The sequence below is a fragment of the Pseudomonas sp. NBB genome (assembly GCF_032701105.1).
GTDB classification, from domain to species: domain Bacteria; phylum Pseudomonadota; class Gammaproteobacteria; order Pseudomonadales; family Pseudomonadaceae; genus Aquipseudomonas; species Aquipseudomonas asiatica.
In genome coordinates this window covers 3,347,488-3,364,664 of the sequence record NZ_CP103994.1, presented here as the reverse complement: position 1 = coordinate 3,364,664, position 17,177 = coordinate 3,347,488, and the positions used below count along the sequence as shown (strand labels likewise).

The window sequence follows — 17,177 nt, the reverse complement described above, 5'->3', positions numbered from 1 at the left end:
TGCGTTTATGGCGATAATTTTAGCTCGCCCGCACTGATCCAGGTCATGCCCGGACGGCGCTACTCATTTTTTCTGCCAGGACACTGCCATGAACGCTTTTACGCAGATCGACGAACTTGTGATGCCACTGCCGCTCGAGCCGCGTGGTTACACCATCGCCCCTTCGAAACAGTCGCCGCGCCTGCTTGAGCTCACCTTTGCCCGCGAAACGGTCGAAGCGTTCGTCCAGGCTGTTGCCCAGTGGCCGGTGCAGGCGCTGGAGTACAAGTCGTTCCTGCGCTTCCGGGTTGGCGAGATCCTCGACGAGCTGTGCCAGGGCACCCTGCGGCCGGTGCTGCTCAATACCATCCTCAACCGCGCCAGCGGCGGCATGCTGATCACCCCGGTCGGCCTGGATGACGTGAGCCAGGCCGAGGACATGGTCAAGTTCACCACCGCCTGCGCACACCTGATCGGCCGCTCCAACTACGACGCCATGAGCGGCCAGTTCTATGCCCGCTTCGTGGTGGTCAACACCGACAACTCCGACAGCTACCTGCGCCAGCCGCACCGGGTCATGGAGCTGCACAACGACGGCACCTTCGTCAACCAGATCACCGACTACGTGCTGATGCTGAAGATCGACGAAAAGAACATGGAAGGCGGCAACTCGCTGCTGCTGCACCTGGACGACTGGGAGCAGTGCGACGAATTCTTCCGCCACCCGCTGGCCCGTCGCGAAATGCGCTGGACCGCACCGCCGAGCAAGAAGGTGTCCGAAGATGTGTTCCACTCGGTATTCGACACCGATGCCGAAGGCCGCCCGACCATGCGCTACATCGACCAGTTCGTGCAGCCGGAAAACTACGAGGAGGGCATCTGGCTGAACGCCTTGTCCGAATCGCTGGAAGGCAGCGAGAAGAAGCTTTCGGTACCGGTCGGTGTGGGTAGCTTCCTGCTGATCAACAACCTGTTCTGGCTGCATGGCCGCGACCGCTTCACGCCGCACGAAGGCCTGCGCCGCGAGCTGATGCGCCAGCGCGGTTACGTGGCCTTCCCCAAACCGCTGTACCAGCGCGGGCAATAATGACAGGGCGCGGGGCGGGCGCCCGCCCACGCGTCTTTGCACAAAACGATGCCACCAGGGCCCGCGCGGGCCTTGGTGAGCCAGTCAGGCAATGCCTGCGTGTGAGGTAAGGCTGTGTACGATTTCATCATCATTGGCGGTGGCATTGTGGGCATGTCCACGGCCATGCACCTGATCAAGGTCTACCCGGATGCGAAGATTCTCCTGCTGGAGAAAGAGTCCGGCCCGGCCCGCCACCAGACCGGCCACAACAGCGGCGTGATCCACGCCGGCGTGTATTACACCCCCGGCAGCCTCAAGGCGCGCTTCTGCCTGGAAGGCAACAAGGCCACCAAGGCTTTCTGCACCCAGCACGGTATCCGCTTCGATGAATGCGGCAAGCTGCTGGTGGCTACCAACGACCTGGAAATGCAGCGCATGAAGGCGCTGTGGGAGCGCACCGCGGCCAATGGCCTGGAGCGCTACTGGCTGTCGGCGGCCGAACTGCGCGAGCGCGAGCCCAATATCGTTGGCATGGGCGGCATCTTCGTGCCCTCCAGCGGTATCGTCAATTACGCCGAAGTGACTGCGGCCATGGGCGCCGAGTTCCAGCGCGCCGGCGGTGAGATCCGCTATGGCGCCGAGGTGGTCGGCCTGCAGGAGTTGGCCAGCGAAGTGGTCGTGCGCACGCGTGGCGACCATCATGACGATGAGTTGCGCAGCCGTTTCCTGGTGACCTGCTCGGGCCTGATGGCCGACCGCGTGGTGAGCATGCTGGGCCTGCGGACCGAGTTCGTCATCTGCCCGTTCCGTGGCGAGTACTACCTGCTGCCCAAGCAGCACAACCAGATCGTCAACCACCTGATCTACCCGATTCCCGACCCGTCCATGCCGTTCCTGGGGGTGCACCTGACTCGCATGATCGACGGCACCGTGACCGTTGGCCCCAACGCCGTGCTGGCAATGAAGCGCGAGGGTTACCGCAAGCGCGATGTCAGCCCAGCCGACCTGTTCCAGACCCTGACCACCCCCGGCATCCTCAAGGTGCTGGCGAAGAACTTCCGCCCAGGCCTGATCGAGATGAAGAACTCGCTGTTCAAGGGTGGTTACCTCAAGCAGGTCCAGAAATACTGCCCGAGCATCACCAAGGCCGACCTCACGCCTTATCCGGCCGGCGTGCGTGCCCAGGCCGTATCGCGTGACGGCAAGCTGATCGACGACTTCCTGTTCGTCAACACCGCTCGCAGCGTCAACGTGTGCAACGCACCGTCGCCGGCCGCCACCTCCGCCATCCCGATCGGCGCGTACATCGTCGACAAGGTATGCGAGCAGGTCGGTCGCCAGGGCGGCAGTTTCCCCAAGGCCGACCTGGCGCCTCGTCAGCGGGCTGCCGGCTGACCTACCCGTAATACGCCCTGCGGTTTCGTTTTCCTCAACCCGTACTGCCCTACTCACCATCTGGGGCAGGGCGGGCTTTTTCGCGCCTGCGTCGGTGACGTGCAAGCCGGCGGCCCCAGCGTGGGCATGACAAAAACAACAAGGTAGCGCCATGCAAACCCACAAGAACAATTTGAGTCATGGATTGAAATCCCGGCATGTCACCATGCTGTCCATTGCCGGCGTGATCGGTGCCGGCCTGTTCGTCGGCTCCGGCCGTGCGATTGCCGAGGCAGGGCCCGCCACCATCCTGGCCTATATCCTGGCCGGCGCGCTGGTGGTGCTGGTGATGCGCATGCTGGCCGAAATGGCCGTTGCTTCACCGGACACCGGTTCGTTCTCTACCTATGCCGACCTCGCCATCGGCAAATGGGCCGGCTACACCATCGGCTGGCTGTATTGGTGGTTCTGGGTACTGATCATCCCCATCGAGGCCAATATCGCCGCCACCATCATCAACTCCTGGGTCCCGCAGCTGGAGATCTGGGTCTTGTCGTTGGTGATTACCCTGTTGCTGACCGCCACCAACCTGTTCAGCGTGAAGAACTACGGTGAGTTCGAGTTCTGGCTGGCGTTGGTCAAGGTGGTGGCCATTGTCGGCTTCATCGCGCTAGGGGTATGCGCCATCTTCGGCCTGCTGCCAGGCTCCGGTGTCAGCGGCGTGTCCCGCCTGTGGGACAGTGGCGGCTTCATCCCCAACGGTTTTGGTGCGGTGCTGAGCGCCATGCTGATTACCATGTTCTCGTTCCTCGGCGCCGAAGTGGTGACCATTGCCGCAGCCGAATCGGATGAAGCGGGCAAGCATATTTCCAAGGCCACCAACTCGGTGATCTGGCGGATCACGCTGTTCTATATCCTGTCGATCTTCATCGTCATCGCGCTGGTGCCGTGGACTGACCCGCGCCTGGCCACCGAAGGGTCCTATGTCACGGTGCTGGACACCCTGGGCGTGCCGAATGCCAAGGCCATCATCGACTTCGTGGTGCTGACGTCGGTGACCAGTTGCCTCAACTCGTCGCTGTATACCGCTTCGCGCATGGTCTACTCGCTGAGCCGCCGCGGTGATGCGCCGGCCTGTGCCCAGGTGACCAGCCGCAGCGGCACCCCTGTGGTGGCTGTGCTGCTGTCCACAGGCGCAGCTTTCCTGGCGGTGATTGCCAATTACCTGGTCCCGGCCAAGGTGTTCGGCTTCCTCATGGCAAGCTCCGGCGCCATTGCCCTGCTGGTGTATCTGGTGATCGCCGTTTCCCAGCTGCGCCTGCGTCAGCGCCTGACTGCACAGGGCAAGACGTTGGGCTACCGCATGTGGCTGTTCCCATGGCTAACCTGGGGCGTGATCCTGTTCATCAGCGGCGTGCTGGTACTGATGCTGTTCCGCCCGGATCACCGTCTGGAAGTAGTATCGACCATGGTGCTGGCGGTACTGGTGGTGTGTTCGGGCCTTCTGGTCACACGGCGCCGGGCGCGCGAGGCGGTGGTTGGCAGCGTAGGGCAGGGCGCTTGAGTCGCTCGGCCTGAAGACAGACGAGCAAGTCGCATCAGGCTGTGAGAGGATGTCCGCCATCACAGCCAGGACCCCGAACGCAGCCTGATGAAGACACCCAAAAGAATCGAACCCCTGATCGAAGACGGCCTGGTCGACGAAGTACTGCGGCCGTTGATGAGTGGCAAGGAAGCCGCCGTGTATGTGGTGCGCTGTGGCAGCCAGGTGCGCTGCGCCAAGGTTTATAAAGAAGCCAACAAGCGCAGTTTCCGCCAGGCTGCCGAGTACCAGGAGGGCCGCAAGGTTCGCAACAGCCGTCAGGCCCGGGCCATGGCCAAGGGCAGCAAGTACGGCCGCAAGGAAGCCGAAGACGCCTGGCAGAACGCCGAAGTGGCGGCGCTGTTCCGCCTGGCCGGCGCTGGCGTGAGGGTTCCCAGGCCCTACGATTTTCAGGACGGCGTGCTGTTGATGGAGCTGGTGACCGATGCCGACGGTGACGCGGCCCCGCGCCTGAACGACGTACACCTCGAAGCCGAGGAAGCCCGGGCGTACCATGCCTTCGTCATTCGCCAGATCGTGCTGATGCTGTGTGCCGGGCTGGTGCACGGCGACCTGTCGGAGTTCAACGTGCTGCTTGGCCCGGACGGGCCGGTGATCATCGACTTGCCGCAAGCGGTGGATGCAGCGGCCAACAACCATGCCTTCAGCATGCTGCAGCGCGATGTGGCCAACATGGCCCATTATTTCGGGCGCTTTGCGCCGGAGCTGAAAAGTACCCGGTATGCGCAGGAAATGTGGGCCTTGTACGAGGCGGGCGAACTGCGCCCGGACAGCCCACTGACGGGGTTGTTCGAGGATGACGAGCATGCGGCTGACGTGGCCGGGGTGATGCGCGAGATCGATGCGGCCCGGCTGGATGATGCGCGCCGGCGAGCCGCGCGGGCCGAGGCTGAGGCCGGTGTGGCCAGGGCAGAGGAGCCTGCGCCGCCCTGGCTGCAGTAATAGGTTGCCTGCACTGGCCTCTTCGCGGGTAAACCCGCTCCCACAAGTACAGCGCGAATCCCGTGGGAGCGGGTTTACCCGCGAAGAGGCCGGCACAGGAAAAATGCAGCCATTGCCTTTGACGCAAGACAATATCTCGTCATCCGGCCTTTTCACTGGCGCGCGACAGGCATAAGGTATACGCCGTTCAAATTCCCTGGAGCTGTCATGTCCAACCAATTCCCGTCCGTTCGTCCACGCCGCCTGCGCCAGAACGAGTCCCTGCGCACGATCTTCCAGGAAACCGAGTTCCGCCTTGAAGACCTGATCCTGCCGATCTTCGTCGAAGAGGGTATCGATGACTTCGTGCCGATCACCAGCATGCCGGGCGTCAACCGCATCCCCGAGAAGCTGCTGGCCCAGGAAATCGAGCGCTATGCCCGCGCTGGTATCAAGTCGGTGATGACCTTTGGCGTTTCGCACAACCTGGACGCCGTCGGCAGCGACACCTGGAACGAAAACGGCCTGGTCGCGCGCATGTCACGCATCTGCAAGGACACCGTGCCGGAAATGGTGGTGATGTCCGACACCTGCTTCTGCGAATACACCAGCCACGGCCACTGCGGCGTACTGCACGACCACGGTGTGGACAACGACGCCACCCTGGCCAACCTGGGCAAGCAGGCGGTCATCGCCGCTGCTGCAGGTGCCGATTTCATTGCCCCGTCGGCGGCGATGGACGGCCAGGTCCAGGCCATCCGCAGCGCGCTGGATGGTGCCGGCTTCCACGACACCGCGATCATGGCCTATTCCACCAAGTTCGCCTCGTCGCTGTATGGCCCGTTCCGTGAAGCCGGTGGTACCGCGCTGAAGGGCGATCGCAAGAGCTACCAGATGAACCCGATGAACCGCCGCGAAGCCGTGCGCGAGTCGCTGCTCGACGAGCAGGAAGGCGCCGATGTACTGATGGTCAAGCCGGCCGGTGCCTACCTCGACGTGATCGCCGATATCCGTGCCGCCTCGCGCCTGCCGCTGGCGGCGTACCAGGTGAGCGGCGAGTACGCGATGATCAAGTTCGGTGGCCTGGCTGGCGCCATCGATGAAGGCCGGGTGGTGCGTGAAAGCATTGGCGCGATCAAGCGTGCCGGTGCCGACCTGATCCTCACCTACTTCGCCATGGACCTGGCCCGCGAAGGCATCTGACCGCGAGCCGTTGCCCATGCAAGCCGCTGCCATCGCAGCGGCTTTTCTTTGCCTGTGCAGCAACCGAAGAGGAGAAACACAAAAAACCCGTAAGCGCTGAATTATTTAGTGTCCCGTCGTATCTCATCCCTTAGAGCATTCATCGACAGGGATACGGACATGAAACCTCGCAAGAAAAGCATCCAGCCAATCGGCCTGAAGGACATCACCATCGTCGACGACGGCAAGATGCGCAAGGCAATCACCGCGGCGGCACTGGGCAATGCCATGGAGTGGTTCGACTTCGGCGTCTACGGCTTCGTCGCCTACGCCCTGGGCAAGGTTTTCTTCCCCAATGCCGACCCCAGCGTGCAGATGATCGCGGCGTTGGCCACGTTCTCGGTGCCGTTTCTGATCAGGCCTCTGGGCGGGCTGTTCTTCGGCGCCTTGGGCGACCGGTTCGGGCGGCAGAAAATCCTCGCTGCGACCATCGTGATCATGTCGCTCAGCACCTTTGCCATCGGCCTGATACCGTCCTATGCCAGCATCGGTATCTGGGCGCCGATCCTGTTGCTGCTGGCCAAGATGGCCCAGGGCTTCTCGGTGGGGGGCGAGTACACCGGCGCGTCGATCTTCGTCGCCGAATATGCCCCGGACCGAAAACGGGGTTTTCTCGGCAGTTGGCTGGACTTCGGCTCGATTGCCGGGTTCGTGCTGGGTGCCGGTGTGGTGGTGTTGATCTCTACGGTGCTGGGTGAGGAAAAGTTCCTCGAATGGGGTTGGCGCCTGCCGTTCTTCCTCGCCTTGCCGCTGGGCATCATCGGCCTGTACCTGCGCCATGCTCTGGAGGAAACGCCGGCTTTCCAGCAGCATGTCGAAAAACTGGAGCAGGGCGACCGCGAAGGCCTGGCGTCCGGGCCCAAGGTGTCCTTCAAGGAGGTCGCCACCCAACACTGGCGCAGCCTGGTGACCTGTATCGGTGTAGTGATCGCCACCAACGTCACCTACTACATGCTGCTCACGTACATGCCCAGCTACCTGTCGCACAACCTGCACTACAGCGAAGACCATGGCGTGCTGATCATCATCGCGATCATGGTCGGCATGCTGTTCGTGCAACCGATGATCGGGCTGCTCAGCGACAAGTTCGGCCGCCGACCGTTCATCATCGTCGGCAGCGTCGGCCTGTTTGCGCTGGCCATTCCGGCATTCATGCTCATCAACAGCGGCGTACTGGGGGTGATCTTTGCCGGGCTGCTGATCATTGCCGTGCTGCTGAACTTCTTCATCGGCGTGATGGCCTCGACGCTACCGGCAATGTTCCCCACGCATATCCGCTACAGCGCCCTCGCCAGCGCCTTCAACATCTCGGTGCTGATCGCCGGCCTCACCCCGACCATCGCCGCCTGGCTGGTGGAAAGTACTGGCAACCTGTACATGCCGGCCTATTACCTGATGGTGATCGCCGCCGTGGGGCTGGTCACCGGCCTGACCATGAAGGAAACCGCCAACAAGCCGCTGCGCGGCGCGGCACCGGCAGCATCGGATATCGAGGAAGCGCGTGAGCTGCTGCAGGAGCACCACGACAACATCGAGCAAAGGATAGAGGACATCGATGCGCAGATTGCCGAACTGGAGGCCAAGCGCAAGTTGCTGGTGCAGCAGCACCCGCGCATCGAGTGATCAGTGTGGCATGTAGCCACGCTGCCACGTCCGTGGAATGAACCGCGACACCAGGGCCAGCACGCAGGCCAGCGAGCAGCTGCCGGCTAGCGCCTGCAGGCCCAGGTGGTGCTGCAGCCAGGCCCCCAGCGCGGCGCCCAGCAGCATGCCGGCCCAAGGCACCAGTTGCACCCGCCAGCCATTGCGCCGCTCGCCCAGCAGCCAGCGCCCCAGCCCACGACCGAAGCGTGACAGGGCACCGGTGACGTAGGTCAGGCCGATGGGCAGGCCGTTCACCTGTTCGACCACGGCGTTGATCATGCCCATGGCCAGTGTGGCGGCGAGCAGCGCGGGCAAGGTCGCTGCCAAGGGCCATGCGGCTGCAAAGCCCAGCAGGGCGGCGACCACCAGCAGCACCGGCCAGGCCCGACGGCGGAACGCGCGCGCCAGCAGCACGCCCAGGGCGTTGCCGATGACGAAGCTCAGCACTGCAGCACTCAGGCGCAGCACCAGGGCCAGGTCCGCATCGCTGATGGCGACGGCCAGACGCGTGGTGTTGCCACTCATGAATGACACGAAGTCGCCCAGCGCCAGCAGGCCGATGGCATCGGTCATGCCGGCCAGTACGGACAGGCCGGCGACCAGGCCGAGGCCGACACGACCACGCAGAATCTGCAGGCGCAGCCGCTTGGCAGTGCGCGCGGGGAGGGTGTTGGGCAGCATCCTCGGGAACTCAGCGAGGCATTTCGCGGGCCAGGGTGCTCTTGATCGTGCGCTCCACTACATCGACCAGCACCATTGTCTGGTGGTCCACTTCGATGTTGAGCAGTTCGCCGGCCTTGTAGCTGGCAAAGGTGGTCTGGCGCAGGGTTTCCGGGATCAGGTTGATGGTGATCACGTTGTTCTCGACATCGGCTACGGTCAGGCTGCAGCCGTTGACCCCGATAAAACCGCGCGGGAATACGTACTTGCCCCATTCCGCTGGCATGCGGAACTTGATGAAGGCGCCGGTTTCCTTGATCGACAGCTCGACGATTTCGGCGGTGGTGGCGATGTGGCCGGCCATCAGGTGGCCGCCGACTTCGGCGTTCATCTTCGCCGAGCGTTCGATGTTGACGCCCTGGCCGGCCTTGAAGTTGCGCAGGTTGGTGCGCTCGAGGGTGGCGGTCATGGCGTCGAACCTGACCTGGGTGCCGTTGATCTCGGTGACCGACAGACAGGTGCCTTCGACACTGACGCTGGCGCCGATCTTCAGCTCGTCGAGCAGTTCGGGGGTGAGGTCGATGGTGAACTGGTTGTGGCCCGGGTAGGTGGTCACATCAAGCAGAGGGCGGACGGCCTGGACGATGCCGGTGTACATGGAGTTGCTCCTGGGCACGGAAAAGAAAACCTCCGAACGCTATGCCCGTGGAGCGGTAAAAGCAAGCCAGCCATTGGTCTGGACACTGGAAACCCACAGGCACGGCGCACTTTGTCACCTGGAAGTGACCCTGTGGGAGTGGGTTCACCCGCGAAGCAGGCGACGCGGTGGATGGCACCGGCTGCGCCGGTGTTCGCGGGTAAACCCGCTCCTACAGGTATGGCGCATTCCTTCAGGTGGTGGGGCCCCTGTGGGAGCGGGCATGCCCGCGAAGCAGGCGATGCGGTGGATGGCACCGGCTGCGCCGGTGTTCGCGGGCGCGCCCGCTCCCACAGGTATGGTGCATTCCTCAGCTGGTGGGGCCCCTGTGGGAGCGGGCATGCCCGCGAAGTAGGCGATGCGGTGGATGGCACCGGCTGCGCCGGTGTTTGCGGGTGAACCCGCTCCCACAGGAATCGCGTGGCTGCCGTTCAGAGCTTCACCGGCGAAGGCAATGGGGCAAATACAATTCAGACATGGCCGCTGCTGTTGACGATCCGCAGGCACAGCGCCTCATACGGGTCCAGGTTCACCATCAGCCGCCCATCCTCGGTCAAATCCCCTTCGACCGTTTCATTGATCATGTCCACCACCGGCCCCGGCGTGAACCCGGTCAGTTGCAGCTCCTCGGCAATCACTTCCTGGCCGAAGTTCAGCGCACTGATCTGGATGCCACGCCCGGCCGGCAGCTCATGCACCATCACCAGCAAGCCGGGGCTGCTGACTTCGGGCACCAGCACCTGGCGGCTGGTGGCAATGCCATAAGCCTGGCGCACCGCCAGCAGCTTCTTCACCTTGCAGGCAAACGAATCGCCGTTCTCCAGCTGGCTGTCCAGGCTGCCATAAAGCGCCCGGGCTCGGGGCATGCCACGCACAGACGTCTGGGCCTGCGGCTCCAGCCCGGCCAGGTCGTAGCCGCCGCGGTGAATCCAGCGGGTATCGCCATCCAGCATCCGCTGGGCGACCGCTTCGCCGGGCAAGGGCAGGGCGCCTACCAGGTCCCAGCCGGACAGCGCCACCACACCCGGCTGCATGGCGTTGTACATGACCAGCAGCAGGTGCACCTTCTGGATCAGCTCGATTTCTGCCACCCCGATCTGCCCAAGGTCGCGGATACCCAGCGCGGCAGCGATCAGGCTGGCCGTGGTACAGGCTATGCCATTGGTGACGAAGCGCAGGTTGTATGGCGCATGCTCGCCCGACAGCCGTTCGTAGATCTCTTCGCGGATGTGCTCGCGCAGGATGCCGCCAGGCAAGGTCTGGCCTTTGTACAGGTACATGTCGTGGGCATGCAGGGTCCAGAAATGCACCAGCTCCACGGTCAGCTCGTCGTGGTTCTGCAAGGCATGGATCAGCGAGGCCGGGTCGATGCCGAAAGCATGCATCTCCTTGAGCATCAGGCGCAGGAACTCGGTGTCGCCGGTCAGCAGCGCATGCTGGTAGGCCGGCCGGGTAATGAAATCGTAGGACAGGTCGGCACCACCCCTGGACATCTGCGCGATGTCGTCGAGGGTCAGGTTCAGTTCCTGGAAGCTGAAACCGCCGGCCTTGCGGATCATGCCGCCAATCAGTTGGTTGCCGACGATCGACAGAGGGTGGCTTTCCGACCAGGCAGTGCCGCTGGCGCGGGTCTCCACACCGAGAAAACCGTTGGCATCCAGGCGCAGGCCACGTGCACCCAGGCAGTCCAGGGCGTGCAGGGCATCGCCAATGATCATCTGCTGGGCGGCGAAGGTCGGGTCCAGCCAGTTCAGCGATGGCTGGCCTTCCTTGAAGTAGTGCAGGTACACCCAGCGCCGGGTCTTGCCATCTACACCGGTCACCGGCGGCGTGGCGCTCCAGTCGGTTTCCTTCACACCTGGTTCGAAGAAGATAACCCGTTGCAGCTGGCCGACGATGTAATGGCGGGCCTTGAGCTCGTCGCACTGGGCCGGCAGCAGATTGACCGCGTCGCGCCCGGCAGGCACTTCGGGCAGCAGCGGCCAGTCTTCCTCGCGGATTTCGACCATGTGGTACAGCCCCGGATAGGGACCGTAGGCCAGCTCGGCCAGGCGAAAGTCGGCGCCCTTGCCCGTGTGCGAGGGGATCAGGTCGTCGATGGTCACGGCGTTGTGCGCGGCGGCCATGCGGCTCATCTGGATCAGCTCCTGCTCGCTGCCGTACAGCGGATCGATGTCGAAACTGATGCGGTCGAAGTTGCCGTCCACGCTGGGGGTGAGTTCACAGCCACGAATGCCGCCGGACAACTTGATCGGGCCGGTGTGCAGGCCCTGAATGCCGATCTCCGACAAACGCTTCCACAGCGCCTCGTGGCCCAAGGCGCCAAGCACCGAACAACCTTCGGGGGCGATGATGGCATCGGGGTAGACGGTCAGCCAGACCGAAGCGATTTCAGTGGCGCGGCGGGGCTGCGCTTCGGCGTAGGGCTGTTGCCACAGGCGCGACTGGCCCGAGTACAAGTGGGTGCGTTGCTGGGAGGCCTTGAGCATGGCGCGGTCTTCGAGCCATTTGACGTATGACGGGTCGGGTTGGGTCATTTCGCGTCCTCTTTGCGTGTCGGCAGCGGCTCAGGTTATGACGGCTGTGGCGGCTGATCGTTCGGCTTGAGATTGCTTTTGGCTGTTTCGCGGGCGCGCCCGCTCCCACCGGATCTCTACACACTTCGAGAACTGTGCAATACCTGTGGGAGCGGGCATGCCCGCGAAGAAACTCCCACTGATCAAGGTTTGCGAATACGCAACTACCGTATGGGCTTGCTGATTTGTTTGCCAGCCTGAGAGGCGACCTCCAGTGCTTGGCCGTCCCGTTGCTTGCCTTGCCGAGCCAGGCCTTCGAGCTGCGGAATCAGCATGCCCTCCGGCAAATGACGCCAGAACCGCCCGGGCATGTGCAAGCGCAAGGCGTCGGGGTTGAGGCGGGCGGGGTTGAAGGTATGACGATAGTAGGTGCGCCATAATTCGGCACCAGGGTCTTCGGCGTTGCGGGCCCATTGGCGCCAGGGTTCGGGGCACTGTCGCTGGTAGTCGAATGCCTGGCCATCGAAGCGTATGCCGTCGTGGGCCGTGGCAATCATCCAGCGCAAACGCCCCAGGCGGTCGGCGAAATGCCCACTGGCGCTTTCCAGAATGTCATGCGCCGGCTCGTGGTAGGCCACCAGGTCGAGTTGCAGCTGTTCAGCCAATACTTCGGGTAGTGGCACGAAGCGTACAAACGCATGCAGGTGGTGTGCTTCGCGATTGACCTGCTTGATCCGTCTATGCAGCTCACTGCCCAATCGGTCACCCGGCAGCATTGCAGTGCGGTCGCCATGGGCCACCCGCCAAAGTACCTCGTAAAGCAGGTTCCAGCGGTGCTCGCCACGGTAGCGGGCCGCCTGTTCCAGCTGGCCGAGCAGCGCCGCAGGCACTTTGGCGCGAAAGGGACCGGAGCCTTCCGGCAGCGCTGTCGGTACGGCCAGCAAATCAGCCACCGGCCCTTGCGCCCAGGTGACCTCCGACGGGTCGATGCCATGCCCCAACAACACCCGGGCCTGGTCACGCCAGGTGGCGAACAGGCCGTCGCAATCGAGCGCGATCATCCCCATAAGCCCATCTGCACCGGGGCCTGCGGCTCACGCAAGCGCGCCCTCAGCAGGCCGCTGCGCAGTTCGGCCTGGGGCGGGCGGTAGTCGCTGGTGACAATGAATGGCCGCGCCTTGTCCAGCACGCAGCGCAACTGGATCAGGTCATCGTAGCGAATGCGCCGTTCGCGTCGCAGGGCTACCAGGCGCTGCACGCTGCGCAGGCCGATGCCGGGGATGCGCGCCAGTAGCGCCGGCTCGGCACGGTTCACATCCAGCGGGAACACGTCGCGGTTGGCCAGCGCCCAGGCCAGCTTGGGGTCGATGTCCAGTGCCAGATTGCCGCTCTGGCCCAGCAGCTCGCCGGCCTTGTAGCCATAGCCACGCAACAGGAAGTCAGCCTGGTACAGACGGTGCTCGCGCAGCAGCGGTGGTGCGGCCAGGGGGACGCTGCCGGGGCTGTCAGGGATGGGGCTGAAGGCGGAGTAGTACACACGCTTGAGGCCGTAGCCTTGGTACAGCGATTCGGCATTGCGCAGCAGTGTGCTGTCGTCGGTGCTGTCGGCCCCGACGATCACCTGGGTGCTTTGCCCGGCCGGGGTAAAGCGCGGCGCCTTGGGTTCGTGGGCCACAGCTTGCTGGCCCTGGTGGATCACGCCCATGGCCTGGCGAATGGTGTGCGCCTGTTTTTCCGGTGCCAGGCGTTTCAGGCTGGCGTCGGTCGGCAGCTCGATGTTGACGCTGAGCCGGTCTGCCAGGCGCCCGGCCTCCTCGATCAGCAACGGGTCGGCATCGGGGATGGTCTTGAGGTGGATGTAGCCACGGAAGTCGTGCTCTTCGCGCAACAGCCGCGCCACACGGACCAGCTGCTCCATGGTGTAGTCCGCCGAACGGATGATGCCGGAGCTGAGGAACAGGCCGCTTATGCAGTTGCGCCGGTAGAAGTCCAGGGTCAGCCGGACCACTTCCTCGGGGCTGAAGCGTGCGCGTGGCACGTTGCTGGATCGGCGGTTGACGCAGTACTGGCAGTCGTAGAGGCAAAAGTTGGTCAGCAGCACCTTGAGCAGCGATACGCAGCGCCCATCAGGGGTGTAGCTGTGACAGATGCCCATGCCATTGGTAGCACCCAGCCCATCAGCCCCGCGCGAGTTGCGTTTGGGCGCGCCGCTGCTGGCGCAGGATGCGTCGTACTTGGCAGCATCGGCAAGGATGCCGAGTTTGGCGATGAGTTGCATGGGGCTGACCTGTGATACTGAATATTCATACAGTATTTTGAGGCGTGACGGATTGCAAGTGATTGTGCACCAGCCACGCCCGACCAAATCCGTCATCTAAGCTTGTGGCTGACTTACGGATAGCAACGAGGCAAGGGGGAGGTTATGAGGATCACCATCAAGCCGGTACTGGCGCTGACCGGGCTGGCCTTGGCATTCGGCATGCTCGATGCCCAGGCCGCGGAAACCAGAAGAGTCGATGTCATGCTGGTGGGCGGCGGCATCATGAGTTCAACCCTGGCCGTCTGGCTCAATGAGCTGGAGCCGGGTTGGTCGATGGAAATGGTCGAGCGCCTGGACAAGGTCGCCGAAGAAAGCTCCAACGGCTGGAACAACGCTGGTACCGGCCACTCGGCCCTGGCCGAACTGAACTACACCCCGGAGAAGGACGGCAAGGTCGATATCAGCAAGGCGGTGGAGATCAACGAGTCGTTCCAGGTCACCCGTCAGTTCCTCGCCTGGCAGGTCAAACAGGGCGTGCTGAAGAACCCGCATTCATTCATCAACACTACTCCGCACATGAGCTTCGTCTGGGGCGACGACAACATTCGCTTCCTGAAGAAGCGCTACGAGGCGCTGCAGGCCAGCCCGTTGTTCAAGCCCATGCAGTACTCCGAGGACCACGAGCAGATTCGCAAGTGGGTACCGTTGATGATGGAGGGCCGCGACCCCAACCAGAAACTGGCCGTGACCTGGACGCCGATCGGCACCGACGTCAACTTTGGCGAGATCACCCGGCAATACGTGGGCTATCTGCAGACCCGGCCGAACTTCGACCTCAAGCTGTCGACCGAAGTGCAGGCGATCACCCGCAACGACGACGGCTCCTGGCATGTCGAATACAAAAACCTCAAAGACGGCAGCAACGCGGCCACCGACGCCAGGTTCCTGTTCATCGGCGCAGGTGGTGCAGCGCTGCCACTGCTGCAGAAGTCGGGTATCGAGGAGGCCAAGGACTATGCCGGTTTCCCGGTCGGTGGTTCGTTCCTGGTCACCGACAACCCGGCCATCGCCCTGCGTCACATGGCCAAGGCCTACGGTATCGCCGCCACGGGCGCACCACCGATGTCGGTGCCGCACCTGGACACCCGTGTGCTCGATGGCAAGCGCATGATCCTGTTCGGGCCGTTCGCCACCTTCTCGACCAAGTTCCTCAAGCAGGGCTCGCTGCTTGACCTGTTCGCCAGCGCCAGTGTGCACAATGCCTGGCCGATGGTAAGGGTTGGGGTGCGCGAGTTCGACCTGGTGCAGTACCTGATCGGCCAGGTGCTGCAATCTGACGATGACCGTTTCGAAGCGTTGCGCACCTACTTCCCCGAGGCGAAGAAGGAGGACTGGCGGCTGTGGCAGGCGGGCCAGCGGGTGCAGATCATCAAGAAGGACGAAGCATTGGGTGGTGTGCTCAAGCTCGGCACTGAAGTGGTGACGTCCAAGGATGGCAGCATTGCAGGATTGCTGGGTGCTTCGCCTGGCGCCTCGACCGCGCCGCCGATCATGCTCGATGTGCTGAGCAAGGTGTTCAAGGACAAGATGGCATCGCCGCAGTGGCAGGCGAAGATCAGGCAGATCATCCCGTCCTACGGCATCCGCCTTAACGACCACCCGGACCAGGTGCAGAAGGAGTGGGCATACACCAACGAGGTGTTGCAACTGAATCCTCCAGAGGGCGCCGTTACGCCGTAGCAAAGTACCATGCGGCGACCACCTCGATGCCTGCTTCCCACAGGCGCCGTGCAATGTGGTCGCCGGTGAAGCCGGCCACGCCGGTAATCAGTTCGGGCATGCTGGCTGCACCTGGCCGCGGCCGATGCCGTAGTAAGTCAGGCCGGCGGCGGCCATGTGCTCGGGTTCGAACAGGTTGCGCCCGTCGAACACCACCCGGTCGGCCAGTTGTTGCGGCACCTTGTCCAGGTTGAGCACGCGGTATTCCTGCCATTCGGTGACGATCACCAGGGCATCGGCGCCGCGCAGCGCGTCGTCCTTGCACGGTACCAATTGCAGGTCGGCGCGGGCGCCATAGTGCCGCTGGATTTCCTCCATGGCCTGCGGGTCATGGGCCTGCACCCGCGCGCCGGCGGCCCACAGCGCTTCCAGCAAGACTCGGCTGGAGGCCTCGCGGATGTCGTTGGTATTGGGCTTGAACGACAACCCCCACACGGCGAAGACCTTGCCTCGCAGGCCGCGTGGGTAGTGGCGTTGGATCTTGCCGAACAGCCGGTTCTTTTGCTGCTCGTTGACCGATTCCACCGCACGCAGCAACTGTGGTTCGAAGCCCTCGGCCTCGGCGCTGCGGCGCAGGGCTTGCAGGTCCTTGGGGAAGCATGAGCCGCCAAAGCCGCAGCCGGCATAGATGAAGTCGTAGCCGATGCGCGGGTCCGAGCCGATGCCGCGGCGCACCAGTTCGATGTCGGCGCCCAGATGCTCGGCCAGGTTGGCGATTTCGTTGATGAACGAGATCTTGGTCGCCAGCATGCAGTTGGCCGCGTACTTGGTCAGCTCGGCGCTGCGCGCGTCCATCACCATCAGTTTTTCGCGGTTGCGGCTGAACGGCAGGTACAGCTCGCGCAGCAGCTCTACTTCGGCGGGCTCCGCGCCACCGATGATGATGCGCTCCGGGCGCATGCAGTCATCCACCGCCGAGCCCTCCTTGAGGAACTCGGGGTTGCTGACGACGCGCAAGCGGCTGGTATCGGCCACGGCCTGGGCGATGCGCGCCTTGATGCGGTGCACCGTACCAACCGGCGCGGTGGATTTGTTGACGATCAGCTTGGGGCCATCGGCATGTTCGAGGATGCTGTCGACCACGGCGAACACGTGCTTCAGGTCGGCGCTGCCATCGGCCTGAGGCGGGGTGCCGACGGCAATGAACTGCACCTTTGCGTAGTTGGCCGCTTCGCTGGCGTCGGTGGTGAAGCGAAGGCGACCGCAGGCCAGGTTCTTCTCCAGCATCGGCGCAAGGCCGGGCTCGAAGATCGGGCAATGGCCTGCATTGAGGCTGGCGACCCGCTCGGCGTCGACATCCATGCACAACACCGAATGGCCCACCTGGGCCAGGCACACTGCCTGGGTGAGGCCGACATAGCCGGTACCGAAAACCGTGACCTTCATCTGACAGCTCCTTGGCGAGAAAGCTGAAAAAAAATGTCACATCGTTG

At 63.5% G+C, this 17,177-nt stretch carries 14 protein-coding genes; 7 read left to right on the top strand and 7 right to left on the bottom strand.

The features are described from left to right. Positions 1 to 88 precede the first annotated feature (88 nt). The 6 genes from glaH to proP all read left to right on the top strand — a co-directional run bounded on the left by glaH (position 89) and on the right by proP (position 7,811). A complete protein-coding gene (gene glaH, locus NY023_RS15725) occupies positions 89 to 1,066 on the top strand; it encodes a glutarate dioxygenase GlaH (RefSeq protein ID WP_013972903.1) in 978 nt (325 codons plus the stop codon). Positions 1,067 to 1,180: 114 nt separating this feature from the next. After that, entirely contained in the window at positions 1,181 to 2,443 is a 1,263-nt protein-coding gene (gene lhgO / locus NY023_RS15720; protein ID WP_003260140.1) for an L-2-hydroxyglutarate oxidase, read from the top strand. A 151-nt stretch (positions 2,444 to 2,594) separates the two neighbouring features. After that, positions 2,595 to 3,986: a GABA permease gene (gene gabP / locus NY023_RS15715; RefSeq protein ID WP_013972902.1), complete on the top strand. Its 1,392-nt coding sequence runs from the start codon at positions 2,595 to 2,597 to the stop codon at positions 3,984 to 3,986. An 87-nt stretch (positions 3,987 to 4,073) separates the two neighbouring features. Further along, positions 4,074 to 4,967, top strand: a complete 894-nt coding sequence (locus NY023_RS15710; RefSeq protein WP_013972901.1) for a PA4780 family RIO1-like protein kinase — start codon at positions 4,074 to 4,076, stop codon at positions 4,965 to 4,967. Between the two features lie 207 nt (positions 4,968 to 5,174). Beyond that, the gene (gene hemB / locus NY023_RS15705) at positions 5,175 to 6,149 is read left to right on the top strand and encodes a porphobilinogen synthase (protein ID WP_013972900.1); all 975 of its coding nucleotides are present in this window, start codon (positions 5,175 to 5,177) and stop codon (positions 6,147 to 6,149) included. A 159-nt stretch (positions 6,150 to 6,308) separates the two neighbouring features. Then, positions 6,309 to 7,811, top strand: coding sequence for a glycine betaine/L-proline transporter ProP (gene proP / locus NY023_RS15700; RefSeq protein WP_013972899.1), 1,503 nt, complete (start codon positions 6,309 to 6,311; stop codon positions 7,809 to 7,811). On the opposite strand, the gene NY023_RS15695 is transcribed toward proP, so the two are convergent. The 5 genes from NY023_RS15695 to NY023_RS15675 form a co-directional block, all read right to left on the bottom strand. Further along, entirely contained in the window at positions 7,812 to 8,513 is a 702-nt protein-coding gene (locus tag NY023_RS15695; protein WP_013972898.1) for a YoaK family protein, read from the bottom strand. It abuts the gene before it with no gap. Between the two features lie 10 nt (positions 8,514 to 8,523). Continuing rightward, positions 8,524 to 9,150, bottom strand: a complete 627-nt coding sequence (locus NY023_RS15690; RefSeq protein ID WP_013972897.1) for a riboflavin synthase — start codon at positions 9,148 to 9,150, stop codon at positions 8,524 to 8,526. A gap of 509 nt (positions 9,151 to 9,659) precedes the next feature. After that, entirely contained in the window at positions 9,660 to 11,726 is a 2,067-nt protein-coding gene (treS, locus tag NY023_RS15685) for a maltose alpha-D-glucosyltransferase (protein ID WP_013972896.1), read from the bottom strand. Between the two features lie 203 nt (positions 11,727 to 11,929). Next, positions 11,930 to 12,772, bottom strand: a complete 843-nt coding sequence (locus NY023_RS15680) for a TIGR03915 family putative DNA repair protein (protein ID WP_013972895.1) — start codon at positions 12,770 to 12,772, stop codon at positions 11,930 to 11,932. After that, positions 12,763 to 13,983: a putative DNA modification/repair radical SAM protein gene (locus tag NY023_RS15675; RefSeq protein WP_013972894.1), complete on the bottom strand. Its 1,221-nt coding sequence runs from the start codon at positions 13,981 to 13,983 to the stop codon at positions 12,763 to 12,765. The genes NY023_RS15680 and NY023_RS15675 overlap by 10 nt, the downstream gene beginning before the upstream one ends. Positions 13,984 to 14,127: 144 nt before the next feature. Between NY023_RS15675 and mqo the strand changes: the two genes are divergently transcribed. Continuing rightward, positions 14,128 to 15,705, top strand: coding sequence for a malate dehydrogenase (quinone) (gene mqo, locus NY023_RS15670; protein ID WP_013972893.1), 1,578 nt, complete (start codon positions 14,128 to 14,130; stop codon positions 15,703 to 15,705). On the opposite strand, the gene NY023_RS15665 is transcribed toward mqo, so the two are convergent. Both NY023_RS15665 and NY023_RS15660 read right to left on the bottom strand, forming a co-directional pair. Further along, on the bottom strand, positions 15,695 to 15,805 hold the full coding sequence (locus NY023_RS15665) for an NAD-dependent epimerase/dehydratase family protein (RefSeq protein ID WP_044047072.1): 111 nt from the start codon (positions 15,803 to 15,805) through the stop codon (positions 15,695 to 15,697). The two genes, mqo and NY023_RS15665, sit on opposite strands and share 11 nt — an antisense overlap. Further along, entirely contained in the window at positions 15,793 to 17,130 is a 1,338-nt protein-coding gene (locus NY023_RS15660) for a UDP-glucose dehydrogenase family protein (protein WP_013972892.1), read from the bottom strand. Before NY023_RS15660 ends, NY023_RS15665 begins: the two co-directional genes overlap by 13 nt. Positions 17,131 to 17,177: the final 47 nt, after the last annotated feature.

Coding starts and splice junctions, on each gene's coding strand:
- glaH (WP_013972903.1), top strand. CDS start 89: ATGAACGCTTTTACGCAGATCGACGAACTTGTGATGCCACTGCCGCTC.
- gabP (WP_013972902.1), top strand. CDS start 2,595: ATGCAAACCCACAAGAACAATTTGAGTCATGGATTGAAATCCCGGCAT.
- NY023_RS15710 (WP_013972901.1), top strand. CDS start 4,074: ATGAAGACACCCAAAAGAATCGAACCCCTGATCGAAGACGGCCTGGTC.
- hemB (WP_013972900.1), top strand. CDS start 5,175: ATGTCCAACCAATTCCCGTCCGTTCGTCCACGCCGCCTGCGCCAGAAC.
- proP (WP_013972899.1), top strand. CDS start 6,309: ATGAAACCTCGCAAGAAAAGCATCCAGCCAATCGGCCTGAAGGACATC.
- NY023_RS15695 (WP_013972898.1), bottom strand. CDS start 8,513: ATGCTGCCCAACACCCTCCCCGCGCGCACTGCCAAGCGGCTGCGCCTG.
- NY023_RS15690 (WP_013972897.1), bottom strand. CDS start 9,150: ATGTACACCGGCATCGTCCAGGCCGTCCGCCCTCTGCTTGATGTGACC.
- treS (WP_013972896.1), bottom strand. CDS start 11,726: ATGACCCAACCCGACCCGTCATACGTCAAATGGCTCGAAGACCGCGCC.
- NY023_RS15680 (WP_013972895.1), bottom strand. CDS start 12,772: ATGGGGATGATCGCGCTCGATTGCGACGGCCTGTTCGCCACCTGGCGT.
- NY023_RS15675 (WP_013972894.1), bottom strand. CDS start 13,983: ATGCAACTCATCGCCAAACTCGGCATCCTTGCCGATGCTGCCAAGTAC.
- mqo (WP_013972893.1), top strand. CDS start 14,128: ATGAGGATCACCATCAAGCCGGTACTGGCGCTGACCGGGCTGGCCTTG.
- NY023_RS15665 (WP_044047072.1), bottom strand. CDS start 15,805: ATGCCCGAACTGATTACCGGCGTGGCCGGCTTCACCGGCGACCACATT.
- NY023_RS15660 (WP_013972892.1), bottom strand. CDS start 17,130: ATGAAGGTCACGGTTTTCGGTACCGGCTATGTCGGCCTCACCCAGGCA.